Genomic DNA, 23,923 nt, shown 5'->3' on the forward strand with positions numbered 1-23,923 from the left:
TACTTACAGGAGGATATCGGTGCCGGTAGCTGCCGGATTGACGAAGAGCACTGGGCCGCCCAATAGTTGAATCTCAAATTCAGCAGTTGAATCCGTGTCGGTGTTACCCTGTACAATCCCGCTGGCATATCGGAGTTGGCCTGCTCCCGTAAAAACACCCCCTCCAATCCATGTGAAGGTTTGATTCCCAACCAGTAAAACATTGGCATCGATATCGGCGAGGTCAATCTGGTCGCCGATCCCACTGCCTGCTTGAAAATTAATGATGGCATCTTTCCCACCACCAGCTAGGCTGTCGGTGACTAATTTGTACTTGAAGTGATCGGCACCCAAGCCACCGATGAGAGCATCTGCCCCAGCTCCACCGATCAACAGGTCATCTCCGTTGCCGCCCTCGAGCTGATCAGTACCATCTCCGCCGTTTAAGGTATCGTTGCCATCTAGACCAGAGAGTACGTTGCTAGAACCATTCCCAGTGATGACATTATTTTTTTCATTGCCTGTGCCATTAGCTGCGGCGGTGCCGGTCAGAGTGAGGAGTTCGATGCTGCTACCCAGGGTATAGGTCACGGATGCTCGGATGAGATCCTGTCCGCCAAGTGCATCATCAAATGAGAACTCCTGCACCACATCGTTCGTGTTGTCCACAATATAGATATCGTTCCCATCCTCACCGTTCATGGTATCGGCCCCAGCCCCACCGTTCAAAACATCGTTTCCGCTTCCACCATTGAGGAAGTCGGCCCCAGCCCATCCGTTCAACCGATCTGTGCCGCCGCCGCCGGCGATGGTATCGTTGCCATCCAGCCCTGCGAGTATGTTGTTGTTGTCATTGCCACTGATGATATTGTTCCGTGCGTTGCCGGTACCATTAATAGCGGCAGAGCCGGTCAGGGAGAGGTTTTCGATCCCAAAGCCAAGCGTATGGGTGACGGAGGCCTGCACGCTGTCAAATATCCCACCCAGCTCATCGTCAAAGGACTCCTTCGCCACGTCGCCTACGTTGTCTACAATGTACGTGTCGTTCCCGTCTCCACCGTTCATGACATCGGCATCGAGCCCCCCATCCAGTGTATCGCTCCCATCGCCGCCGTTCAGGGTGTCAGCTCCAGTTCCCCCGTTTAATTGATCGAAGCCGTCGCCACCGTTCAATGTGTCAACCCCCGTGTCACCGTTCAGTTGATCGTCCCCGTTTCCGCCTTCCATGAGATCGTCCCCGGCGCCTCCGTTCAGGATATCGTTGCCACTTCCGCCATCAAGCTTGTCGTTGCCATCGCCACCATTGAGGGCGTCATCGTGCCTTCCGCCAAAGAGCTGGTCATCCCCACCAAATCCGTTCAACTCGTCAGCATTGGGTGTACCAATGAGGACGTTATTACCGGATGTTCCGTTGATGATTGCCATCTTAACCTCCTAATCAGTGGTTTGCTTTCTTGCCTCGAGCCTTTTCACGGGTTTGATGAGAGGGATGGTGCCTGTGGAGACACGTCACCCTTCGTCATGGCTCATCACCGGTGCCCAGCGTACCTCGATGCGCCCTCTGCATCTCGGGATTCACCTTGTGTTGTTCCGTGCGGCGGATCCCCATCGAGGGAAGGCGTGAAGTCCCGAGAGCGTGCAGGACGGAGTAATGCGTTGACATTCTACTCACCTGCCGCGGTGCTTGCCCTGAACGTCATCTGCCTCTCTGTCGTCTCTGTGAAATGGAATGGGTGATATTATCTACGTGAATATCAGCTCGTCAGGTAGATGCATTCCACCCTAGATGGACTAGGGTATTTGCCATCGCCATCTTTGACGAGTCACCTGAGAGGAATGGATTTGTAGTCCTGGCTTCTTCAGCTGTGATCGGGTTGAAGACGAACCCTTATTTACAGTACCGGCGTGCGCACCCCTGAGGAAGTCATTCGAGTATCCTGGAGGAGAAGTCAGCGGCCATGTCTCTCAAGAATAGTCAAGTATTCGATTGAGAATGGTGCAGGCAAGATGGATTTCTCACAACGACCTATTGTTCGGAAGCAGATGGTGTGCCCAATGGGAATTTCAATATCGTCTCTGGCTCATCTGATCATTCCGTTTTTTGGAGAAATTCCGGCCCGCGCCGCGTAATGCCATCGAGGAGGAGATTCGGAGCGGTCTGGGCCGGAGATTCTTCTGGCGTTTCGATCAGCGCAAGCCGGTTACCAGCGATCGCGCTTTCCACCACGGCCACCGCCGCCACCGAATCCACCACCGCCGCCAGAACGCTCCATTGGTTTCGCTTCATTGACCGTTAACGTGCGGCCACCCATCTCCGTGCCGTGAAGCGCCGTGATCGCGGCTTGTGCCTCAGCATCCGAAGACATCTCCACGAAACCAAATCCACGCGACTGCCCCGTGAACTTGTCTGCGATGATCTTCACCGAGGCCACCGTGCCATGCGCCCCGAAAGTTTCATTCAACTGCTGCTCGGTCGCCGCATAGGGCAACCCACCGACGTAAAGCTTCGAACCCATAATTGGGGTCCTCCTGTAATGATGATATTGTCCATGACGCGAGAGGACTTCGCAAAAGGAAGGAGAGACCCAAGAAAGTAATGAGTAAAGGGGCTCAGGTTAGACTTCCGATCACAGTCTCGGTAGGAACAACATCGGTAATAGGCCGTCTTTCGCTCGTTTCATGCGAGGCCTGACGCGATGAAACAGCTCTAGTGTATCAAGCTGCAACAGCAATAGCTAGCGTTCCTTATCCCTTGGTCCTTCAGTCTCTGTTAGCTATGGGGAATCACTGGCGCTTCGGCTGAAAGGATGAACAAGCGGTCAAGAATCTCTAACTAAGGTCTCCGGTCAGGCCTTACAGAATTAGTCCCATGAACGAACGGTTTGAGATGCGAGTTGATGAGAAAATACTATCGCGGGTTGAATAAGTGGCATGGCAAACAAAACGATGCGTCGACTCTCGGGCAGAGGCTGTGAGGCGGTTGCTCAAGTTGGGGTTGGGGAAATCGAGTGATGAAACTGTCCACTTCACTGACGGAGAAAAGCTCTTATTCTTCATGATGAAAGATCTTTACAGGCATCTCAAGGTACAAGGCGAGATTGATGCTGATTTCATTAGTATCCATGATACTAGAAGGACATTATTCGGCGGCTAAGTGGGACCTTCAACACACTTTCAATAATCATCATGATGACCCTTAGGACGTCCGATTCGTTGTCGATGTTCTTGATATGTGGTGCTTCATAGAAAGCGGCTATGAAAAGCTTTGATAATTAGACACATTGACGTGAGAAGCAGGTGTGTCATGTGAATGCTCCATAAGATCCAGTCACGCAGCGGGCGACATTCTAAGAGTTACTCCAGTTAGGACGAACATTTGGTCAAGACCCGTATGTATATCGCAACTGGCTCCAGAGTACGATGGCTCCCACATCGCGCATCTGACATGGAGACCCGAGCGCGAGGCTGATCCTCTCGCGTGACGCCGCTGGTTCCTCTCCGGCGGCGGGTCTTCCTTTTTTCCCAGAGGACCTGTGGAGGACAGCGGAGAAATGAGAAATCTTATAGAAGCTGTTGCTGAATTAAATTCGGATGTGGATGGAGTGGGAGGAGACGAGAAGGTCTACCGCTTCGAAGGGGAAGCGGCCGTGAATCGATTTTTCAACGGCTTAGCGTGCATTAAAAGGTTTGGTGTCCTCAATCGGATGTGAACCTTTCAATGTCGTCGTTGGCCCGCCTCGTGGTCCCGTTTGCGGGGGAGAGCAGGGCTGCTTAGTAGTGTTGGTTGACTTCCTGTAGAAGAGGATGGGAACGTTCCCATCTCTCGTCGTGCTACGGATTAGCCGCGTCTATTCTGCAAGTCCGGGACTTGAAGTTCTAATACCCCACTGATTCCCATAAATAAACCGCGATCTTACACGGTCCAATATTTATTTTTCCTGGGCCACTTGACCTAGTGGAAACTAGGCCTATCAGTACCCCTAGTTCTTTGGAAAGGAGCGCCAGGCGTCGTAACCTGGAGACAATTGGCATGACTCATCCAACTTGAAAAACAAGCCACCATTCCGTGTGTTGGTGGAAGCTGAGCTCACAATAGGCCTCTTCGGGATTGGTACGCCTGAAGGGGCTTTTTTATTTCCCTATAACCAGTGGAGGAAGATATGAGCAAAGGACGTGATCGGACCGTTTTTCAACGTGATGGTAAATGGGTCAACAAGAGGAACGATTCAGACAGAATTTCGAGCAGCCACGACACACAAAGAGATGCTGCGGCATCAGCTAAGCAAATGCTTCATAACCAAGGGGGAGGCGAACTTACCATCAAGGGAACTGATGGAAAGATTCGAAGTAAGGATACCATCTCGCCGGGAAACGATCCGTATCCACCAAGAGATCGTGAACATTAAATGGAAGACTGGCTTAAACAAGGAGGAGCTTTCCATGGCAAAGGAAGACAAGGGGAAAGTAAGGATGACCGTCATCCATTTTGAAACTGAATCGGATAACGCCACACTGGTAGAAAACATTCGGTCGATCGCAGGAACTTTGAGTAAAGCTTTGGCGACGCCTCAGCGATTGGTTTCAGCTCCTGCTCAAATCGCGACCACGAACGGTAAAGAAACGCTTTCCATTGTGGAAGACGTAACCGATGACGATTCGATGAAGGATGAGTTGTCCATGAGTGCTGTTTCGTCAGCAAAGAAGCCGACTAAGACACAGCCAAAGCTACGTGTTCCTCAGCCTGTCGATATTAACCTAACGGAAGGATCCATGCCTCTTAAGAAATTTCTTGATGATACAAACCCTGATTCTGACCTTAAAAAGTATTTGGCCATTACATGGTGGTTGAAGAAGTTCCGGAGTGTTGAAAGCGTGACGATGGACCATGCATACACGGGCTATAGGCATATGGGATGGCAGGTTCCTAAAGATGCATCGGCACCATTTCGACAACTGAAATCTGCAAAGTACGGATGGGTTGGTCCCGGCAGCACGGCAGGCTCGTTCGCAATTAATCATCTTGGAGAGAATAAAGTTGAGGAAATGGGGAAAACGTCAAAGTGACTCTTGAGGAGTTAGTAGGAGGAATAGAAGGTTTTGCTGGGTGGAGCCACCCGGACAAGATTCGTTTCTTTGCGTGGTTCCTGCATTCTCAAAAGGGGCAAGACCGATTTGTCCCGGCGGACATCCGTCAATGTTATGAAACTCTGTTCTTGGAGAAACCACTCGACGTTAATCCATATCTCTCGAAAATGCTCGACAGAAGTCCCCGAGAGGTTCTACGTGACTCCAAGGGATATATGCTTGAAAAGCGTGTAAGGGACAAACTGGAGCAGACGTATGGTCAGCGTCCTGTCACTATTCACGTAGGGCAACTATTAGCGGATCTCCCCGCAAAAATTCCAGATCTAGTCGAGCGTATTTACCTAGATGAGACTATTCGATGTTACCGTTGCCAAGCCTTTCGAGCAACGATTGTAATGGCATGGAACCTGGCCTATAACCACCTTCTGGAGTTTGTTGTAAAAGATTCATCGCGTCTCAACGCGTTCAACGCCCAACTGCCAAAAACATGCCCTAAGGCTCGAATTAGTGCTGTGTCAGTCAAGGACGATTTTGCTGAATTAAAGGAGAGTGATGTATTGCAGGTCATCCGATCTGCAAACATAATTGGGAACGGTCTTCACAATCTGCTAAAGGAAAAGTTGAACAAGCGCAACACAGCAGCCCATCCTTCAAGTGTGGATATATCGCCACATACTGCTGAAGAATACGTTATCGATCTTGTTACGAACGCCATACTAAAATTGGTAGTGTAGCAATTATCCTCATGCTTATCTGTGGTTAGATCACGTTGATGAAAAGTCTGTAGACAACCCGCCGCAGGACACTCAACAAGAGGAATCACTAACACAAACGTTAGAATTTGTGATAGCAAACCCTACCATGGATCCATGGTGTGTCAGTGTGTTTTGGCGCTGACTCGGCCCCCAACACTAGGTCTTCAACCGTTTCTTCACAGTCATGCGAAAACTCTTGTAGGTTTCCCATGACTTTTCAAGCTTGCTACACAGTTCAGCCCACTGCTTGTCATAATAATCCTTATCTATCGGGTCGGGATAGAACTTATGCCAACCACCGGACACTGAAAAGAACGTTCGGCTCACGAATCCCAAAAGCTCCGTCATTTCATCTCTGAGTTCCTCTGCCGCCTTTTGTAGAGTGCTATCGAGGAACCTGTTCTCAATGCGGGACAATGCTTCAATAAGGTCACCAAGGGTATGGTGATCCTCACGGTTAAGTCTACTATTATAGATACGGCTGTTTAGGATTTGGTCGATACGGCTCTCAGTTCCGATTGCATCGATTTTCCTGAAAATTGCTACGTCATGATCTCTATCGACACCAAGACGGCCTTGGACAAAGTTAAGAACCCATGAGAGGAACGGCTTGAAAAACGATATCGATAACCATTCCATACAGCCGCCTGGAGAGTAAGACGGAAATTGAAGTTGATTGAAAATATACCATGTACATCCCTCCTAGCCCCACCGTACGATGCCTCCCACGTCGCGCATCTGACGTGGAGACCCGAGCGCGGAGCTGATGCCTTCACGTGATGCTGCCGGTTCCTCTCCGGCGGCGGGTCTTCCTTTTTTCCCAGAGGACCTGTGGAGGACGGCGGAGAAATGAGAAATCTTATAGAAGTTGTTGCCGAATTAAATTCGGGTGTGGAGTGAAGTAGGAGGAGGCGAGAAGTCTAACGCTTCGAAGGGGAAGTGGTGGTGAATAGATTTTTCAACGGCTTAGTCTGCATTGAAAGGTTTGGTGTCCCCAACAGGGAAAACCGCGTCAGGGCGTGTGGTTTTGCCGTTTAGGTTTCGCGTTGTTGTAGACGCAGCCTAGCGGAAAACCGAGGCTCTGTGGACGCATCAGAATCAAGCCAGAAGCCCAATCCCCGCAATCTCCGGCACGGCCTTAGCCTGATGAAACGTGCCATCAAGGAGCACGGTGCACGGGCACTAGACCGCCGAACCCGCGTGAGCAAGGCGCTCGACCAATGGCGGGATCAACTGATCTCGGACCTTGGTGGACCGGAGCAGATCTCGACCCAGCAACGGGCCATTATCAACGTGGCCGTCAAGACTAAGTTACTCCTCGACAGCGTTGACGCCTGGCTCCTCCAGCAACCCAGCCTCATCAATCTTCGCAAGCGAGCCGTTCATCCGGTAGTCCTTCAGCGACAGCAACTTGCCGACAGCCTCATTCGTGCAATGGTCCAGCTTGGGCTTGAGCGGAAGGCCAAGGTACTCAGTCTCAACGACTATCTGACTAACGGGAAGCCCAAGACCCCGGCTCCTGCTTCCCCCTCCGCTGTCGTTACACAGGCGCACACCCCTGGCGGGCCTGATACGAGCCAGGAGGTGAAAGAGGTCACACCGTGAATATCATCGAGGCGGTAGCCGATCCAGCGCTCTTCGGGGCCATGCCTGCGTTCAAAACGTTGGACTCCTGGCAACCCTGGTTGACGTTTCTCCGAGCCGTGTACGGCCTCCCGATGTCTGACCAAGACCTGAAGCGGTTTCACCAACACACAGGCCGTGAGGAACCTCATCCTGGTGGCTATCCCGAAGCCGTGTGTGTGGTCGGTTGTCAAAGCGGAAAGTCTCAAGTTGCGTCCATTGTTGGAACCTTTGAAGCGATGAACGCCGTCTTAACCGGTCAACGGAATGTCTATGTGCCATTGATTGCCCAAGACCTGCGCGGCGCTCAGCGGGCCTTATTCGGCTACGTCAAGGAAGCTGTGACTAGCTCTCCATTACTCAAGAACGAAATCACCCGTGAAACCGCCGAAGGGTTGGAACTGACTGGCGGGGTGACGATGAGCGTTTATCCCTGTCGTCCGGCATCGATTCGCGGCATCCGTGCAGCCTGCGTCATTATCGACGAACTGGCCTTCTTCATCAGCACAGATGGACGGCCCACCGATATGGAAATGTTGCGAGCGGCCCGTACCCGAACAGCCACCACCGGCGGCAAGGTATTGATCCTCTCCTCCCCTTACGGTCAGAGCGGGGCCCTGTGGGAGCTGCACCGTCGCCACTTCGGTCAAGACGAGTCGTCGGTCCTGGTCTGGCAAGCCTCCGCACCGGAGATGAATCCGACGCTTCCGACCGACTACTTGATCCGGATGGAATTGGATGACCCCGACGCCTTTCGGAGTGAGGTGCTGGGAGAATTTCGTGCGGGCTTGTCGGCGCTCTTCGATCCGGACGCGCTGGACGCCTGCGTGGAATCAGGCATCTATGAGCGAGCACCGGAGGAGAGGGGCTCCTATGTGTCCTTTGTGGATGCGGCCAGCGGAAGTGGGAAAGATGCCTTTACTGTGGCCGTTGCTCACGCGGATGGTGAACGGGCGGTGCTCGACTGTGTACGGGCGTGGCGTCCGCCCTTCAATCCGAGCGGCGTGATTGCAGAGGTCGCGGATCTCCTCCGGCGCTATCAGCTTAGCAGCACGTGCGGCGACAAATATGCACCGGGCTTTGTCAGTGAAGGGTTTCGCGGCTGTGGCATCAGGTATCAACCCGCTGAGCGAGACCGGTCGGCGCTCTATTTGGAATGTTTGCCCGTCGTGAACGCACGCCGGGCGGTGCTCTTGGATCGACCCGACTTGCTGCGGGAACTCCGCGGCCTCCAACGGCGTCGAGGGGCCACCGGTCGTGATACGGTAGATCATCGATCGGGATCGCACGACGATCTCGCGAATGCTGCCGCTGGTGCGCTGACCCTCCTCACGGCGAAGCCACGTCTAGGGGTGTATATGGTGAATTTTTTGACCGGCAAGCCAATTGTTAGCGAGGAGGAAAAGCTGCTTCGGCGCGAGGCGGTGCGAATCGGGATGTCGGTGGAGGATCTCCGGCGTCTTCGTGCCTGACAAACTGGGGAGCGCGAGCACTCCAGAGGAGTATCGACACTTAACCTATATCTGAAAGGAGCACAACATGGGAACCGACACGATCAGCAATGCACTCAATCAAGAGCTGGGGCGAGTCGTCAAGAGCACGAGAACCGACACGCTCAACCTCAAAAACAAATGGACCGCCAAACTCCTAGAGGTCTTAGAGCAGCATGCGGTGGAGGAGAAGAAGGTCCTGCTGAATGAATCACTGAGCCAGCAGGGAAAGCAACAGGCGCTCGCGACGTTTGCGACCAATGAAACGGCCCCTCAGTTGAAATGGGTACGGAATCTCGTGAAAGACCGAGAACAGGCGGATCAAGGATACCGGACGCAATTCTACACCATCGATTCGGGCATCAAGGACGCGGCGGTACGGATGCCGACCTTCACGTATCTCTGGAGCAAGCTGGATACACTCGATTTGACCGGACGAATCACACGCTTTACGCAGGCGGCAGAAAAGAATGAAGTCGTCGTGATGACGGGAATGCTCGAAAATCCGCTGGGACAGATGGTGAACGAGGACGTGAAAGAGCGGGCCTTGACCGAGCGCGCCAAACGGTTGTTCCCACAGCACTACGAAAATTTTGAGCAGAACGCCTATCTACTGGAGTTCCTCCGAACCTACCGCAATTGGATCGGACGATGGCTCGCGGATGAAGTCGGGGTGGAGGTCAAGGTCATTCGTGAAAACTTGGGCGACGAGATCGCAGATGTATTGACCGTGCAACGGACCGGTGTCCGACCGGAAACAGACACCCAACTTGTGGGAGCGTCAAAGTAGTCAGGTGGCGTGGCGCGCCATCCCGCCGAGGTGGGGTTCTCCCGGTGGGAGGCCCCACCGCTACAATTCGCCAAACGAAAGGAGCACGAGATCATGTCTGGTACAGTGACAAGAAACGGGAATGTCTTCGCGATCCACACACGCTTAGGACCGGCCAGCATGAGCAGTGTCATTCCCTATGAAGATCGAAGCAGCAATGTTGTGGTTCGCTGGGAGGTTCGGTTGACGCTGAGTCGGGACAACACCTCACTCTCTGAGGATTTCGCGGTCGTACCAGATGGACCGTTCAAGCCGCTTGTCAACTATACAAAATTGGAGCTGCAACGCGTGCTCGAAAAGCTGGCGCAAAGTCCAGAAATGGAGCCGTATCTCAGGCGATTTGAAACTGTCTATGGGCAGGTGCCACACACCAGTTTTCTCGTGAGTCAATTGGTCGATTAACCTTCGTGGCGATGCGCGCCCCCACTAGGCGGGGCTCTCCGGTGGAGGGTGCCGTCGTCTTCAGCCTCTCGTTTCCTAGATCACAACGGTCGCTGCAAGCCTTGTCCAGTAAGGGCTCCCCCTCCATTTGAGGAATATCAGGTTGGTCCGTCTCAGCGCACCATGCTATCAGCAGGAACACAAGAGGACCAGCATGACAACACAGTGGTATTCACGGGTCGGAATCGGAATTGTGGGCCTTATGCTCACCGGATGTGCCACGATCGTAAACGGGGCCCATCAGGATTTGACGATCACCAGTCAGCCGAGTGCCTTGTGTGTGACAGTGGATGGGCAGGCCTTTGGCCCGTCTCCGGTGGTGGCGTCTCTTCGTCGTGCACATCCGCACACGGTCAAAGTGGAATGGCAAGGATATACGCCATTTGAAATGACAGTTACACCGGTCGTGAGTTCGATGATATGGGGAAATGCGATCTTGGGTGGTCCGATTGGCTTGCTGGTCGATGGGGTGACGGAGTCAGGCTATGAATTAGCTCCCCTATCTGTGCATGCCTTCTTCCCAACGGCAATCGGGCAGGGCCTTCAGCAGCGTTCGATGGAATGTCCGCTCTCGGAACTGGCGCTTGAACAACAGCGAAGCCGATTATCGAAGACACAACTCGCAAAGACAATGGTGGACGTCCGATCTGGCTACATCCCATACACGCCGAACAACGGAAGCCACTAACCGTCAAGAGAGAGGCTTGGAGCTTCGTGCGCAGTATCATCAACTCCTCAAAGAGTGATGTTACTACGTGGCTGAGAGACTGATGTTCGACGAAGAGACAGATGTGTAGGAGTGTGAGTGCGTCTGAGTCCGGCGTCTCCCTACATTACAGTCCGTTCCTATTGCGTGGATTTCAACCATGCCCTTTGTTCTCCGTCCATACCGTCGGTTTCATGTTGATCTTCCTGTGACCTACGAGGCTGGTTTTCAAGGTGGCCGGGGCACGGTCTGGAATATGTCTTGGAAAGGGTGGCGCTTGTCTGGCGATCTTCCGCTACAGCGTGGGGATGTGTGCTCACTACGCGTCAAGCTACCCACGAACAAGCAACTCTCGATATCGGCGGGGATTGTGCGATGGGTCAGGGGACAGGACTTCGGTCTTGAAACGTTGGTGCTGGACGGAAATGCACAGGCGCAGCTTGGGAAATACCTTCACGAGCGTATGGAGGAGTTGTGAGCAGCGACCATCCTTTCCCCAACTCAAGGCTTCTCATAACGAACCTCCCACTACGCCATTTTAAATTGCCATTTCTACTCTTCGCCGCTCTCCTCTTCGGCCAGAGTAGCTCTGTCTTCGCCAAGAGCGATGATAGCCCGCGATCTAGCGGGACGGGCTTTGTGGTGAGCCGTGAAGGACATGTGCTAACGAACCATCATGTTGTTGCTAACTGCCAAGCTATTCGCACCTCTACCAACGGAGCACAGAGAGACCTGTCTGTAATAGCAACCGACACGAATAACGATTTGGCCATCGTGAAACTACCGCAACCGCATTCAAGAGTGGCTCAATTCCGCGATGGCCGAACTATTCGCTCAGGCGACGGCGTGGTGGTTGTCGGCTTCCCCCTGCGTGGGGTACTGGCGTCCGAGGCCAACGTGACAACGGGAACAGTCAGCGCTATGGCCGGTATCGGGAACGATACTCGGTTTCTTCAGATAACCGCACCTGTTCAACCTGGCAATAGTGGTGGTCCCGCATTGGACATGAATGGTCATGTAGTAGGAATCGTGGTGGGCAAATTGAATGCATTGGCTATGGCTCTTGCCACAAGAGACATCCCTCAAAATATCAATTTTGCAATCAAGGATGCTGTCATTAAAGCCTTCCTAGAATCGCATAGCATCCGTTATGAAATGGCTTTGTCGAAGAAGCAGTTGGAGGCTGCTGACATTGGAGAAACAGCCAAGCAATTCACAGTTGTCCTTGAGTGCTATTCTGAAACAGTTGAAGCCAAACAGAGAGCACTGGAGGTAGAACAGCGGGCTCTAGAAAGAGAACGGCGAGCACTCGAAAAAGATCGTCGCAGCCTGGCAAAGGAACGTCAGAGAGAGCAGCAAGCGAAGGCTCTACGCGCACAAGAAGAAAACTCCAGGATTGCTAGGGATAAAGCCCAGGAAGGGCAGGTTGCCTCCGCTCCATCTTCATCCTTGTCGGAAGATCTCGCGAAAGACTTAGATGAGGAATTCAAAAAGATCAACAAGCTGGAGGTGCCCAAAGCTGTGGCGTCGGTCGATATTCCCTCAAAACCCGCGCCCCAGCCGGCTCCACAAGTTGAGGCAAAAGTGCCAAGCGTCAAGGCCGTCGATACGACGCTGAAGGTTTCAGGGATGGCTCCCGGGTCGAATGCCTATCTTGCGCTGGTGCGACAGCGCATCAGCAATTGTTGGAGCGCTCCGCCTCTGGATCTGACCAATCAGGCTTATGTGGTGATCGTCCAGTTCAGACTTCATCGAGACGGGAAAGTCACGGGTGTGTCCATCGAACAATCGTCCGGGAATGAGTATTATGACTTGGCAGGGAAACGGGCGGTGCTGAGTGCCAACCCTCTGCCTGTCTTCCCTGCGGATATTTCCGATTCGTATTTTGATGCCCGCTTCACCTTTACCGTCTCATCAACTGAAGAGAGCGTCGCTTTCCCATGAAACGGCAAGTTATCTTCCTGACTCTACTCCTCTTCGTTAGCGAGACCGAAGTATTTCCCTTCACCGGTAAAGTGGTATCGGTCCTCGACGGCGACACCATCGATGTTCTCCATAACGGCCAAGCGGAACGTATCCGTTTGAACGGGATCGATTGCCCGGAGAAGAAGCAGCCGTTCGGTCAGAAGGCCAAGCAGTTCACGTCGGCGCTGGTTTTTGGGAAAGAAGTCACCGTCCAGCCGAAGACCATAGATCGGCATAAGCGGACGGTGGGCGACGTGCTCTTAGCTGATGGGACCAACGTCAATCAAGAACTCGTCAAATCGGGCATGGCCTGGTGGTATCGCAGATACTCCAATGATGACACTCTCGGAGCCTTGGAATTGGAAGCTCAGCAAGCCAAGCGAGGACTGTAGCGTGATTCTCACCCCGTGCCGCCGTGGGAGTTTCGACACCCAAAGAAGAATGGAGCGGAACCAGCGGGGGTTCTTTCGGATGTCTCGAACGATGAGACGACGGGCATGCAGATCATCGGGAACCAACAATCCCGCGTCTACCATCGGCCAGACTGTCCCGGCTACACAGCGACCAAACCTAAGAATCGAAGGATGTTCAACAGTGAGACCGAAGCACAAGCCGCCGGATATCAACTCGCGGGGAATTGTCCGTAGCGCCGCTTGATCTATTCTATTCCCTTCCCTCATGCTACCATTCACCCCTCATTAGGCAACGATCGGGGTAGCTCTTCGATCGGCCCGCGTTCCTGGCGTGGGTGCCCCCGCTCCTTCTTCCCAGGATCCGACAGGAACGGGGCATGTCGCACCAACTGCCTTCTTTCCCAGAATTCGACGCCTTCCAGCCCAAGCATACAGGGGAAGCGAAGGCCTATCGAATGATCATTGAAGCGATCTGCAAGCATCTTTCAGCGGAACCCGCTGTTCATAAGCTTTTGGCCCATTGGGACAAGAAGATCGGGTTGAGCGCCCTCGCAAAGAAAACCGGCGGCGACGCATCGACCAAGCAACGAGAGCTTGCACAGACACGCTTCAAGAAGGCGGTATGGGGCATACCAACCATGATCAATGCCGAAGCCCTGGAAGCGGCCATGAAGTGGGAGTTGCCGTACCCTTGGCTCGTGTCCTGGCTCATCCAGTCGTTCATTCTGAAACATGGCGCTGAACCGGCAGGGCTTGCGTTCTCTCGTTCCTTTGAGGTCCCACCACTACGCTACTGGCTCGAAGTCACACTAGACTACGGAGACGCCAAGTCTCTCAAGCAGCACCTGGCTCGCCTGAAGAGAGAAGGACTTGCCCTGCTCAAAGATCCCAAAAGCCGGTCCCCCAAACAAGACGGCCATCTCTCCCGATATGCCTTCTGGTTGGTTCGCCATCATGTCGGCGGTCTCTCTATTAGCGCACTCGCAACCGAATGGCACAACAGCGAGCACATCACAGGACGAGGCCCACTCGACTGTCAAAACGACCAACGGACCGTCCGTATTGGGATTGATCGAGCCAAAGCGCTGCTTGACCTTACCGCCTATCGGATACAGGATTCTCCTGAGAGAAATTAGTCCCCTCGTTTTTACCTCGCCCAACTTCTCATTTTTTTCTATCTCAATCTGGGCCATGCTCCCTAAGACGCATGGACACCAACAAACCCAACGAAACACTTCCCGACCTGCTGACGCCGCGTGAGGCCTGGCCGATCCTGCGCTCTAGCCGCTCGACCTTCTACACCAAATTGAGGAAAGGCGAGATTCCTTCAATCCGGTTTGGACGCCGCCGGTTGATTCGGAAAGAGGATTTGCTCCGGCTGATGACGCCGTGAAGGAGGCTGTGCCGATGCCGACCACGCTCGTGAACAACTCCATGCTCCATTCCGCCCCTCATTCACTTGAGGCCGAACAGGCTGTGTTAGGGGCAATCCTTCTTATTGGCTCAGTTCCCTCACTTGTGCGGGATACGATCACACCGGGAGATTTTTATCGAACTGCGCACCAGGTCATTTTCCAAACCATGCTGAGCATGGCCGACGGCGGCCAATCCATCGATAACATCACGTTGACCGAGGCACTGAACGGAAAAGAGAAGCTGACCAGTATCGGCGGGGCCGCCTATCTCGGCGAGTTGATTACGACCGTACCGAGTGCCGTGAATATCGCCACGCATGCCCGCCTCGTCCTCGAGAAAGCCCGAATCCGAACGCTCAGAAATCATCTTGTTGTCACAATGGACAAGATCGGGCACGGGGCCGAGTGGGACGCCCTGGCCCCGATGGTGGCGCAGCTCAAGGACCTGACGCAGTCAATTACCCCACTGAATGGGAAGCCCCCGTCCAACGACTTAACCTCCGCCCTCTTGGAATATGCCGCCCTTGTGACTCTGGAGCTCCCAACGCGAAAGCACTATCTGTCTTGGCTTCCTGAGGGCGGCAACGTGATGGTCTATGGACCTCGCGGGATCGGAAAGACCTTCTTTGAACTGAGCCTCACGGCCTCGCTGGTGACGGGGACCCAATTTTTGAAGTGGCCAATCAGTGAATCCGTTGGAGTCCTCTACCTCGACGGAGAAATGCAGTTGGATGAACTGCGGGGACGGATTACCAATCTGCTTCCTGAGCCACCAAAAGCGCCTCTGCGCTTCCTCAGCTCGGAAATGGTCTACCATAGACTCCATCGGGATCTCGTTCTCTCGTCTGAGGCCGTCAGAGACGAAGTGATGACCATTCTCGATGCCCACCCAGAAATCCGAGTCCTGATCTTTGACAACATCTCCTGTCTCTTTGCGGGCCTTGATGAAGACAAGAAACGCGACTGGGAGCCGATTGCCGGGTGGCTCATTCGTCTCCGGCATCGGGGCCTGGCTACTGTTCTCGTCCATCATGCGGGCAAGGGTGGTCAACAACGCGGCACATCAGGAAGAGAAGATGCTTTGGACACGGTCATTGCCTTGAGCCGACCCGCCACCCATGAAGCGAAAGACGGCTGCCACTTTGAGGTGAAGTTTGAGAAGTGTCGTTCCGTCAAAGGTGACGCCGTGGGCCCGCTCGATGTGAAACTCACGGAAAAGGATGGACTGCTGACCTGGGAGCATAAAGATCTCGAACAGACCAAAGAAGGTCAAGTAAAGGCCCTTCTCGATGAGGGACTCACCAGCAATGCCGAGATTGCCGAGGCTCTGGGCATCACACGCGCCTATGTCTGGAAGTTACGCAAGAAGATTGAACAGGGGGGCGGACAATGACCAGGCGTTTCCTACCTGTTTCCTATTTGTGTTTCCTGGGCGACGCTCATGTTTCCTATTTTCATGGGCGATTGTTTCCACAGCGAAAACAGGAAACAAAACAAGGAAACCCCGCTGTGAGAGTGGCGCTGACGTGTTTCCTCATGAGTATACAGATGGGAAACATGTTTCCTATCAGAGCCCGTGTTGTTTCCTGGATGTTTCCTCCACGTGTTTCCTGGAAGCCGTCCAAGGGGTCTGAAGGTGTGACTGACAGAACTCCCGCGTATTGGGGAGAGCAACACAGGAAACACGGTTCCATTTTGTTTCCTGCCCAGGAAACACACGAACCTCGCTCTGGGAGCGGTGTTCGATTGATTTGGTTCCTATTTTTTGGGTGGAAACAAACAGGCCTCAAAATAGGAAACAACTCACTATCGTGTTTCCTAGACGCGGCCTGAAGGAGCCCTATGGGATCGACACAGACAACCCGGTGTCAGACCTGTCAGGCGGTCGTGAATCCCGCATGGGAGAGCTGTGCCGCCTGTCGGAAGCCTCTGATTCCTGACTGGGACACCGAGTATCGGCGGTTGGCTGATCTAACCGCCACGCTCGAACCGGGTGATCCTCACTTTCCGGCGCTCATGCAGACTTTTGATCGGTGTGATGAGGCCTTCGCTCGTGGTGATGTAGCCGGGTTTAAGGTTGCCGCTCGACAGGTGGAAACGATCCTCTCAGAACCCACACCCCAGGGCCGCCAGGCTTCGCCGGAACCACCCCTTCAAGCAGGCTGGATGATTGCCTATCGGGATCGGCGCAACCGACTCCAGGACGGCACGGTGAGCCGGTGCGAGTTGGGCGAGAAGGGCTGGACGGTCTACCTCGTAAATGGAACCACGATTCCGTTGAGATCGGTGACGAGTATCGGGGTGCACGGCGGAGCGGCCTGGGAAGTGAAGCGCCATGGTTCAACGGAAACGGGAAGGAGACTCGATGAAAATCAAAGTATCCAAACCGACAGCATTTCAGCTCGGCGAGAAGAAAACCGTGGTGCGCCCGCATCAGTCGATCTCGATACCGGACGGGCTCGGCAAGGTGCTGATCCGTAAGAACCCCGGCACAATTAGGCGGGTCCGGTGATGGGGGAACAGATGAAAGGCTGGAGACAAACGAGACACTACACATGCCCACGGCCACGGTGTCTGACAATCTACCTGCACGATGAATCTTACGCGCACGATTGTTTTTTATGTTCTGATCGACCCCTCACGAACGCACAACGGCTCCAGCAATTCCTGAGGAGCGGGAAGGTCTATGCACCAATGACGGAGCGGACGCGATAGATGAACGGCAAACGCAGAAAGACCCTTCGCGTTCTCCGGCCACGGCATAACCGAAACGTGGCTGAGAAGGTTGAAGTCTATCTGCCGCCGGTGCAATGGACCCCTGCGTTGATCGAGGATGTAGCCCGATTATTGGCCGATGCCCTGGTGCGTGACTTGAGGGAACATCCACCATGCTACCCGAAGAGCCGCGCTTGACTAGTTTATGCTCTATGGAGCATATTATATGCCATGACTCCACTTGCCAAAAGACTGAAGGAGCTTCGCGCCCAAAAGGGGTTGACGCAACTTCAGGTTGCCAAAAAGGCTGGTCTCACTCTCGCCTATATCGGGCGTTTGGAGACTGGGCATTACGATCCGCAACTAAGCACACTGCGAAAACTGGCAAGGGCGCTAGGGGTCACGGCATCGGACCTAGTCAAATGAACGAGTTTATCAGTGAGGATGACCTCAAGACGTTTGAAGGATGGCTAAGGTATCAGGCTGTCGATGCGTCTACGATGACGAAAGAAGAGTTATACCAGTGGCAATGTTCCTTCGAGGAAGCACAGAAACAACGTGCTATACGCCCCACGGTTGGACTGATGAATCTCAAAAGTGTTGAGGGCGAGTATAAATACGCTGTGGCGGTTCGTGAGGGTAACGATCTGTGGCTCGTGCTATGGGTAAAGCGCAATCAAAAGGGAGAGTATTTTGTTTTCAAACCGATGAATGACAAGGACTGGGACCTACACAGCAGCTATCATCTCGATGGAACTCGGCACCATAAGAGTTTTAGGCGTAAGTTTCATCCCCAGAGGCTTCAGCCATTAAGTAGTAAATTTGTAGGAACTATGGAATTCCCAATAATGGGAGGGTTCACTCCAAAGGGAACCGGAGCTATCTGTGATCCAGGAGCATTCTCCGGTATTGTCGAGGTTGAATCTGGAATCCTTGGGCCACGGAATGGCTATGTTGGAGTGTTTCTTGTTGAACCAGGTATTAACCCCCCCGACTATACATGGTCGTATGAAATTGTCACTCAGACAGTCTTTCGTGACGTGTCGCCACACGTCGTTGTTGCGGTTATGCGTGAGAAACCTATCAAGTGAGGAAGCTAGAACCATGATCGCCGCTATCTATGCCAGAAAATCGACTGAACAGACGGGTGTCAGCGAAGAAGAAAAGTCGGTTACCCGCCAGATTGAACACGCCAAAGCCTACGCGGCCAAGAAGGGATGGACCGTTCCTGAGGAACTCATCTTTGTGGATGACGGCATCAGCGGCTCAGAGTTCATCATGCGGCCTGGTTTCTCGCGGCTTATGAATAGCCTGAAACCCAAGCCGCCTTTCGAGTTTCTAGTGATGTCCGAAGAGTCCCGATTAGGCCGTGATCGTATTCGCACTGAGTACAGCATGTTGGAGATTGTCGAAGCCGGTGTCCGAATGTTTTGTTATTTGACAGATCAGGAAGTATGCATGGACGATGAAACTTCCCGCTTCATGGGGGCCGTCCGCCATTATGCCTCAGGAAACGAACGCGAACGTGCTAGACAGCGAACGCTTGACGCGCTTCAGCGAAAGGCCAAAGCCGGTCATGTGACCGGCGGTAAGGTATTCGGATATGACAACAAAGAGGTTCTATCTCCTACGGGTCAACGGCAGCACGTCGTCCATGTGGTGAACAAGAGAGAGGCTGCCATTGTCAGGATGATCTTCGAGAGGTACGCCAGTGGTCTTGGTATCACTCGCATTGCCAAACGCTTGAATGCTGAAGGCGTCACGGCTCCACGTCAGAGTTCACGCGGGTGGGCACCATGCGCGGTTCGGGTAATGCTTCGTCGCCCACTCTATTTCGGGGTTATCGTCTACGGTCAGCTTCAAAAGGTTGACCGAGGTGGAACCAAGAAGAGACGACGGCGCGAGGAGAAGGACCTGATTCGAGTCGATGCGCCCCATTTGCGCATCATTGACCCCGCGCTCTGGGAAGCCGTCCAAGCCAGAATCGCCACGAATCACACGAACACGGGTCCGCGTCTTCGTGATGTGGAGACCCCATACCTCCTCACCGGGCTATGTCGGTGTGCCACTTGTCAGGGGCCCATCACGATGAGCGGCCCCGGTTCGTCGAAATCACATCGACGGAAAGGGAAGTTCTATACGTGTAGCGATCACCTCAAGCGAGGCTCCTCGATTTGCCGCAATGCGACCATGGCCCCGCAAGAAGCGTTGGAGAAAGCAGTTCTCAAAGCGTTGTCCGATATGTTGCATCCGCGTGTACTCGACCGTGCGCTTCAGGAGACGATGGAGCGACTTCAACCAGATCAAGCCGGTCTACGAACGGAACGGGCGAAGATTGAGGAGCAGTTGGTCAAAGTGAAGGCCGCACAGCTCCGCCTGACTGATGCCATTGCTCAAGGGGGAAACCTGGAGGTGTTGCTTGAGGCGCTGAAACGCGAGGAAGGGAAGCAGCGGGACTACACTGCGGAACTCGACCGTCTCAGCGCGATAGGGCCAAATGAGTGGGACGTGGCCTGTATTCGACGTGAAGCGAAATCTCGCCTGAGCGATATCCAGAGACTACTTTCCCGTCAGCCACCAGAAGCCAAAGCCATCTTGAAACGGCTGTTTGACGCGCCCCTATCGTTTGGATCGGTGGAGGAGGCTGGGAAGGTCAAATTCGTGGTAGAAGGAAACGGCAACTTTTCGAATTTACTGAGGGTTTCAGACTCTCAGCAAACCCCGCCCTCAAATGTGGTGTCCCCAACGGGATTTGAACCCGTGTTACTGCCTTGAAAGGGCAATGTCCTAGGCCAGGCTAGACGATGGGGACGTGACCGCAAAAGCCAAGGAGCAATGGATACCACACTGAGAGCGGTGCTGTCACTAGGAGACATGGCCACCTTGCTGTGGTGATTGGACTGGCGAGAGTTGATCTAGTTCGTCGGTGTTCTGAAGCTGGATATGTGCGTATGGGATTCTCAGTCTTCCGAATGATTATAGGATGGCAGTTCTCCCCCCATAGCAGCAAGAGGACGGTGGTTTTGGTCCTTTGGGGAGAGGATCGGTTGAGTGACCGGCCAGGAAATTCCTAAGGCTGGATCATTCCAGAGGATGCCGCGATCATCTTTGGGGGAATAATAGGCCGTACATTTGTAGAGAAAGCAGGCGGTGTCGCTGGTGACGCAAAAGCCATGGGCACATCCAGGGGGGATGTACAATTGCTGAAGGGTTGACCCGGATAAAGCCATTCCATACCATCTGCCGAACGTCGGTGAGTCTTTCCGGATATCGAGAACAACGTCGTACACCGTGCCTGCCAGGGCCATCACGAGTTTTCCTTGAGCGTTGGGGTGCTGGAAATGAAGGCCTCGTAGGGTGTTCCGAACAGACAGGGAATAGTTATCCTGCACGAAGTGTTCTGTAATGCCTATCTCGCGGTATCGCTCCTCGTGATAGGTTTCTGCAAAAATACCACGGTGATCCGCCAGGACGGCAGGCTCAAGTATAAGGACGCCGGGGATGTCGATAGGAGTCACACGCATGAGCTCGCCTATTCCGGCTCAGGGTTTTGCTTCGGGTCAAGGCGCACGGCAGGATCGACGCTTTGTGGCGGATCAGGATACAATCGTTCAAATCGGTCTATTAAGGGTAGTGCCTCGGGTGTGCTATTCATCCGAGGAGCACTGACAGGATGATCCCAGACCAAGGTGGAGATATTAGCTTCCTGGAGCAGGGAACGGATTGTGGATGCACAGGCTTCAAGCGTGAGTTCAGTACCTTCGCGGAGATCAAGTACACGTTCTTGAGGGTTGGTTGGGGGTGGCTCCGTATGAATTAACCTCCAACAGCGATCGAAAATTGTTTGCCGAAGCTCTTTAGAGACGTTGATGGTTGTCAGATCCGCTGTGCAAAGAGCCGATACGAATAAGACAAACTGCAGTTCAGGCATCCCAGGATGTTCGACATCGAGAGAAGGCATTCTTCATTATCCGTATCGATGCCAAGGGAGTCAACTGTTGGGTCCTAGAGGATGCGCTGTTGAGTTACAGAGGAGGGAGTACCGGGCAATGGTGACGATTGTTCTGACTGGACAGCTCCAAACCACGGACGGGGAATGCGATCTCGCCTGTGAAATTGATCAGGCGTTATCGGTTCGACAAGTGATCCAGCGACAGGGTATTCGATTGCGTCATCTCCTGCAGCTATTACGTGAGAAAAAAGTGCTCGTGACTATCAACAAGAGAATCGCCAGTGAAGATTCGCTTGTTCATGATGGAGATGCCATCCGGCTCATCGGGCATGACGGGATGGGTGGGAGCGGCCTTGGCCCCACGCATCTGTAGGGGCAGGTGGCTTCAAAAGGCGAGGGGACCGAAACCCTCAGGGCTTCGGTCCCCTCATGAAACTTGGCGAGTTGCAGCGGATGACCAGATTGGGTGTAGATCAAGCGCTGTAGCAAAGCCAGGACAGGAGTTCGTGTTATTTCTTGCCGAGAATCGCGTCCTTGGCTGCCTTGGCTACCCGGAATTTCACCACGCGCTTTGCGGGGATCTTGATCTCTTCGCCCGTTTGAGGATTACGCCCGATCCGCGCTTTGCGGTTAGCCAGCTTGAGTTTGCCGATCCCTGGGACGGTGAAGACATTCTTGGCCTCACGATACGCCAAGGCTGCTAGATCATCGAGAATCTGTACGGCCCCCTTTTTCGTGATGCCAGCTTTCCCGGCGAGGTAATCCGCGATCTGAGACTTGGTCATTGATTTTGCCATTCGTAAACCTCCTTGAGGGTAAGGAATGAAAGAAATTTATGTTCGTGTGACGCGCCTTGCACAGTAACATTCCGCCAGAGAAATTGGGAGTGCCCGAATGTTCGCTCGTGCCCGCCTCGTGAAAGTCCGCGAGAGTGTAGCCAAGAGTCGAAGGACTGTCAACGAGAAAAACGCGCGACTGGCGCGAAGAAATGCGTACACGTCCCCTTGCGGATTCTGCAAATGGAAGGGTACAGTAGGGCTGGATGGACTTCATGGTCAGCGTAAACGGCTCTTGACCGGTGATGAGGTAAGATGGGTAAAGACCTTCCTATAATATCCGTAGGTACATCGGGCTCGCCCTCTGAGCAGCCTGGCAACTTTCTGTATTCCCGGGTCTTCTGTCAAAAAGAAAACTCACCCCCGCTCGGTCTGTTGATAGAGTTTCTCAAGTCTCGTGGACAAGATCCGATTCTCCCGAGCAATCTCGAAGAGGGAATGCTTCAGGAGTGGGCCTGGGTTCAAGTCGCGTTGGGCTATCACCGGGATCGGAAACCTATCCAGGTCTTCTGCGTGCGCGATCGGGGGAGCTATCGAGATGTCTATGACCAGGAGAAGCAACAATTCCTGGATATCCTCACGGCGTACGCTGACGTGGAGGCCCAATTAGCGTCGGAGTATGTGACCCGGTCCCGGTTTATTTTGACGACGCGCATGGCCGAAGAGGATGTGACGGATGAAGGCTATGATTTTAATGGCTGGATTCTTGAGTTTTACCAAGAACAGTGCAACGGGATCGTGCAGATCGATCGGCAGGGGTTCTATTCTCCGAAAGGAGAACTAATCGTCGATCTATCGAGTCCGACCGAGAGTTGATGTGGCGCAGTCCATGAATGATCGATCCCTTTCGCTGTTTGAACAAACAGCACGATGGTTTGACCGTGCAAATGCGGCCCTGCTCGGTGAGCTACCATGTCGCCAAGGCTGCGACCATTGCTGTGTGGGGACCTTTCCGGTTACGCTGCTTGATGAGCAGATCATCCAACTCGGCCTTCAATCGCTTTCCGACTCTCATCGGAAGCAAATCGTGGAGGCTGCAACCGTTCAGGTCAGACAACTTACGGCGGCGGTACCGCGACTGATCACGAATCGGTTCATCGATCATTGGCCTGAGCAGGAACATGACCAGGTAATCGAACAGTCTTCTGCCTGGCCCTGCCCCGCATTAGAGCAGGACGGAGGGTGTGCGCTGTATCAATTTCGGCCGCTCGTCTGTCGATCTATGGGGGTTCCCTCAGATGAGGGGACCCGTGTCTATGGTGCCTGTTCGGTGCAAACCGCAGTTCCATTGGTCCGACTCTCAAAATCCATTCGAGGGGAGGAAAATCGTCTAGCTGGGTTGGAAGCGGAACAACTTGAGGCGTTACGTCTCCAGCAAGGAGCCGAAGGAGAAGAGATCCTCCTCCCGTTTGCATTTGTATCGGCGGTGTCGGCGCAGGTGGTCTCGGCCTAGACAGCATATTTCTCGCTATGCTAAGGTGATGACCCTTGGTTACGGGAGCGCCTGTAGCTCAGCTGGATAGAGCATCAGCCTCCGGAGCTGAGGGCCACAGGTTCAAATCCTGTCAGGCGCACCAAACCGCCGCTTGTGGTTGCAGCGACAATTCAATACCCGGTGGGGCCGTTAGCTCAGTTGGTAGAGCAGCTGACTCTTAATCAGCGGGCCGTAGGTTCGACCCCTACACGGCCCACCAAATCAAACTCAACCGCTTTCAAATA

The 23,923-nt window shown here is 53.6% G+C and carries 29 protein-coding genes and 3 tRNA genes; 26 read left to right on the top strand and 6 right to left on the bottom strand.

The features are described 5' to 3' along the window. Positions 1–3 precede the first annotated feature (3 nt). Positions 4–1,404 carry a calcium-binding protein gene (locus ACYX34_RS15175; protein WP_462077418.1) on the bottom strand — a complete coding sequence of 467 codons (1,401 nt, stop codon included), beginning with the start codon at positions 1,402–1,404 and terminating at the stop codon, positions 4–6. A gap of 776 nt (positions 1,405–2,180) precedes the next feature. Further along, entirely contained in the window at positions 2,181–2,495 is a 315-nt protein-coding gene (locus ACYX34_RS15180) for an RNA recognition motif domain-containing protein (RefSeq protein ID WP_462077419.1), read from the bottom strand. Between the two features lie 1,035 nt (positions 2,496–3,530). Between ACYX34_RS15180 and ACYX34_RS15185 the strand changes: the two genes are divergently transcribed. The 4 genes from ACYX34_RS15185 (at position 3,531) to ACYX34_RS15200 (ending at position 5,798) form a co-directional block, all read left to right on the top strand. Next, positions 3,531–3,689 (top strand): hypothetical protein, encoded by a 159-nt coding sequence (locus ACYX34_RS15185; RefSeq protein ID WP_462077420.1) that lies wholly within the window; start codon positions 3,531–3,533, stop codon positions 3,687–3,689. Positions 3,690–4,139: 450 nt separating this feature from the next. Further along, entirely contained in the window at positions 4,140–4,385 is a 246-nt protein-coding gene (locus ACYX34_RS15190; RefSeq protein ID WP_462077421.1) for a DUF2188 domain-containing protein, read from the top strand. Between the two features lie 34 nt (positions 4,386–4,419). Beyond that, positions 4,420–5,043, top strand: coding sequence for a hypothetical protein (locus tag ACYX34_RS15195; protein ID WP_462077422.1), 624 nt, complete (start codon positions 4,420–4,422; stop codon positions 5,041–5,043). Continuing rightward, positions 5,040–5,798, top strand: coding sequence for a hypothetical protein (locus ACYX34_RS15200; RefSeq protein WP_462077423.1), 759 nt, complete (start codon positions 5,040–5,042; stop codon positions 5,796–5,798). The genes ACYX34_RS15195 and ACYX34_RS15200 overlap by 4 nt, the downstream gene beginning before the upstream one ends. A 177-nt stretch (positions 5,799–5,975) precedes the next feature. Here the strand turns inward: ACYX34_RS15200 and ACYX34_RS15205 are convergent, their stop codons facing one another. Then, a complete protein-coding gene (locus tag ACYX34_RS15205; RefSeq protein WP_462077424.1) occupies positions 5,976–6,458 on the bottom strand; it encodes a hypothetical protein in 483 nt (160 codons plus the stop codon). 507 nt (positions 6,459–6,965) lie between these two features. Between ACYX34_RS15205 and ACYX34_RS15210 the strand changes: the two genes are divergently transcribed. The 17 genes from ACYX34_RS15210 (at position 6,966) to ACYX34_RS15290 (ending at position 20,191) form a co-directional block, all read left to right on the top strand. Then, positions 6,966–7,424: a hypothetical protein gene (locus tag ACYX34_RS15210; RefSeq protein ID WP_462077425.1), complete on the top strand. Its 459-nt coding sequence runs from the start codon at positions 6,966–6,968 to the stop codon at positions 7,422–7,424. Next, positions 7,421–8,914 carry a hypothetical protein gene (locus tag ACYX34_RS15215; RefSeq protein ID WP_462077426.1) on the top strand — a complete coding sequence of 498 codons (1,494 nt, stop codon included), beginning with the start codon at positions 7,421–7,423 and terminating at the stop codon, positions 8,912–8,914. The genes ACYX34_RS15210 and ACYX34_RS15215 overlap by 4 nt, the downstream gene beginning before the upstream one ends. Positions 8,915–8,981: 67 nt before the next feature. Continuing rightward, positions 8,982–9,722 (top strand): hypothetical protein, encoded by a 741-nt coding sequence (locus tag ACYX34_RS15220; protein WP_462077427.1) that lies wholly within the window; start codon positions 8,982–8,984, stop codon positions 9,720–9,722. 93 nt (positions 9,723–9,815) lie between these two features. Next, complete coding sequence (locus ACYX34_RS15225) at positions 9,816–10,163, top strand: hypothetical protein (protein ID WP_462077428.1); 348 nt, start codon at positions 9,816–9,818, stop codon at positions 10,161–10,163. 193 nt (positions 10,164–10,356) lie between these two features. Continuing rightward, complete coding sequence (locus tag ACYX34_RS15230; RefSeq protein WP_462077429.1) at positions 10,357–10,890, top strand: PEGA domain-containing protein; 534 nt, start codon at positions 10,357–10,359, stop codon at positions 10,888–10,890. A 178-nt stretch (positions 10,891–11,068) separates the two neighbouring features. After that, on the top strand, positions 11,069–11,386 hold the full coding sequence (locus ACYX34_RS15235; RefSeq protein ID WP_462077430.1) for a PilZ domain-containing protein: 318 nt from the start codon (positions 11,069–11,071) through the stop codon (positions 11,384–11,386). After that, the gene (locus tag ACYX34_RS15240) at positions 11,383–12,852 is read left to right on the top strand and encodes a TonB family protein (protein ID WP_462077431.1); all 1,470 of its coding nucleotides are present in this window, start codon (positions 11,383–11,385) and stop codon (positions 12,850–12,852) included. Before ACYX34_RS15235 ends, ACYX34_RS15240 begins: the two co-directional genes overlap by 4 nt. Next, a complete protein-coding gene (locus ACYX34_RS15245) occupies positions 12,849–13,265 on the top strand; it encodes a thermonuclease family protein (protein WP_462077432.1) in 417 nt (138 codons plus the stop codon). The genes ACYX34_RS15240 and ACYX34_RS15245 overlap by 4 nt, the downstream gene beginning before the upstream one ends. A 105-nt stretch (positions 13,266–13,370) precedes the next feature. Beyond that, complete coding sequence (locus ACYX34_RS15250) at positions 13,371–13,520, top strand: sunset domain-containing protein (RefSeq protein WP_462077497.1); 150 nt, start codon at positions 13,371–13,373, stop codon at positions 13,518–13,520. 143 nt (positions 13,521–13,663) lie between these two features. Beyond that, positions 13,664–14,422, top strand: a complete 759-nt coding sequence (locus ACYX34_RS15255; protein ID WP_462077433.1) for a hypothetical protein — start codon at positions 13,664–13,666, stop codon at positions 14,420–14,422. Between the two features lie 71 nt (positions 14,423–14,493). Continuing rightward, positions 14,494–14,679, top strand: coding sequence for a helix-turn-helix domain-containing protein (locus ACYX34_RS15260; RefSeq protein WP_462077434.1), 186 nt, complete (start codon positions 14,494–14,496; stop codon positions 14,677–14,679). Positions 14,680–14,693: 14 nt separating this feature from the next. Then, positions 14,694–16,094 (top strand): DnaB-like helicase N-terminal domain-containing protein, encoded by a 1,401-nt coding sequence (locus tag ACYX34_RS15265; protein ID WP_462077435.1) that lies wholly within the window; start codon positions 14,694–14,696, stop codon positions 16,092–16,094. 449 nt (positions 16,095–16,543) lie between these two features. Then, positions 16,544–17,182, top strand: a complete 639-nt coding sequence (locus tag ACYX34_RS15270) for a hypothetical protein (RefSeq protein ID WP_462077436.1) — start codon at positions 16,544–16,546, stop codon at positions 17,180–17,182. Positions 17,183–17,416: 234 nt separating this feature from the next. Further along, entirely contained in the window at positions 17,417–17,614 is a 198-nt protein-coding gene (locus tag ACYX34_RS15275) for a hypothetical protein (RefSeq protein WP_462077437.1), read from the top strand. A 33-nt stretch (positions 17,615–17,647) separates the two neighbouring features. Next, positions 17,648–17,842: a helix-turn-helix transcriptional regulator gene (locus ACYX34_RS15280; protein WP_462077438.1), complete on the top strand. Its 195-nt coding sequence runs from the start codon at positions 17,648–17,650 to the stop codon at positions 17,840–17,842. Further along, a complete protein-coding gene (locus tag ACYX34_RS15285) occupies positions 17,839–18,507 on the top strand; it encodes a hypothetical protein (RefSeq protein WP_462077439.1) in 669 nt (222 codons plus the stop codon). The genes ACYX34_RS15280 and ACYX34_RS15285 overlap by 4 nt, the downstream gene beginning before the upstream one ends. A 13-nt stretch (positions 18,508–18,520) precedes the next feature. Beyond that, complete coding sequence (locus ACYX34_RS15290; protein ID WP_462077498.1) at positions 18,521–20,191, top strand: recombinase family protein; 1,671 nt, start codon at positions 18,521–18,523, stop codon at positions 20,189–20,191. Here ACYX34_RS15290 and ACYX34_RS15295 read toward each other — a convergent pair. Together ACYX34_RS15295 and rfbC are read right to left on the bottom strand one after the other, a co-directional pair. Further along, positions 20,151–20,228, bottom strand: a tRNA-Glu gene (locus ACYX34_RS15295). The genes ACYX34_RS15290 and ACYX34_RS15295 overlap by 41 nt on opposite strands. Positions 20,229–20,376: 148 nt before the next feature. Then, positions 20,377–20,940 (bottom strand): dTDP-4-dehydrorhamnose 3,5-epimerase, encoded by a 564-nt coding sequence (gene rfbC / locus ACYX34_RS15300; RefSeq protein ID WP_462077440.1) that lies wholly within the window; start codon positions 20,938–20,940, stop codon positions 20,377–20,379. 525 nt (positions 20,941–21,465) lie between these two features. Between rfbC and ACYX34_RS15305 the strand changes: the two genes are divergently transcribed. Beyond that, positions 21,466–21,741: a ubiquitin family protein gene (locus ACYX34_RS15305; RefSeq protein ID WP_462077441.1), complete on the top strand. Its 276-nt coding sequence runs from the start codon at positions 21,466–21,468 to the stop codon at positions 21,739–21,741. A 136-nt stretch (positions 21,742–21,877) separates the two neighbouring features. Here ACYX34_RS15305 and ACYX34_RS15310 read toward each other — a convergent pair whose 3' ends face one another. Beyond that, positions 21,878–22,165 carry an HU family DNA-binding protein gene (locus ACYX34_RS15310; RefSeq protein WP_462077442.1) on the bottom strand — a complete coding sequence of 96 codons (288 nt, stop codon included), beginning with the start codon at positions 22,163–22,165 and terminating at the stop codon, positions 21,878–21,880. Positions 22,166–22,459: 294 nt separating this feature from the next. Between ACYX34_RS15310 and ACYX34_RS15315 the strand changes: the two genes are divergently transcribed. The 4 genes from ACYX34_RS15315 (at position 22,460) to ACYX34_RS15330 (ending at position 23,898) form a co-directional block, all read left to right on the top strand. Beyond that, a complete protein-coding gene (locus ACYX34_RS15315) occupies positions 22,460–23,020 on the top strand; it encodes a hypothetical protein (RefSeq protein ID WP_462077443.1) in 561 nt (186 codons plus the stop codon). A gap of 13 nt (positions 23,021–23,033) precedes the next feature. Continuing rightward, positions 23,034–23,657, top strand: a complete 624-nt coding sequence (locus ACYX34_RS15320) for a YkgJ family cysteine cluster protein (protein ID WP_462077444.1) — start codon at positions 23,034–23,036, stop codon at positions 23,655–23,657. Between the two features lie 47 nt (positions 23,658–23,704). Next, positions 23,705–23,781 (top strand) — tRNA-Arg (locus ACYX34_RS15325). A 41-nt stretch (positions 23,782–23,822) separates the two neighbouring features. Further along, positions 23,823–23,898 (top strand) — tRNA-Lys (locus ACYX34_RS15330). Positions 23,899–23,923 lie beyond the last annotated feature (25 nt).

Source organism: Nitrospira sp. CMX1, from assembly GCF_054902215.1.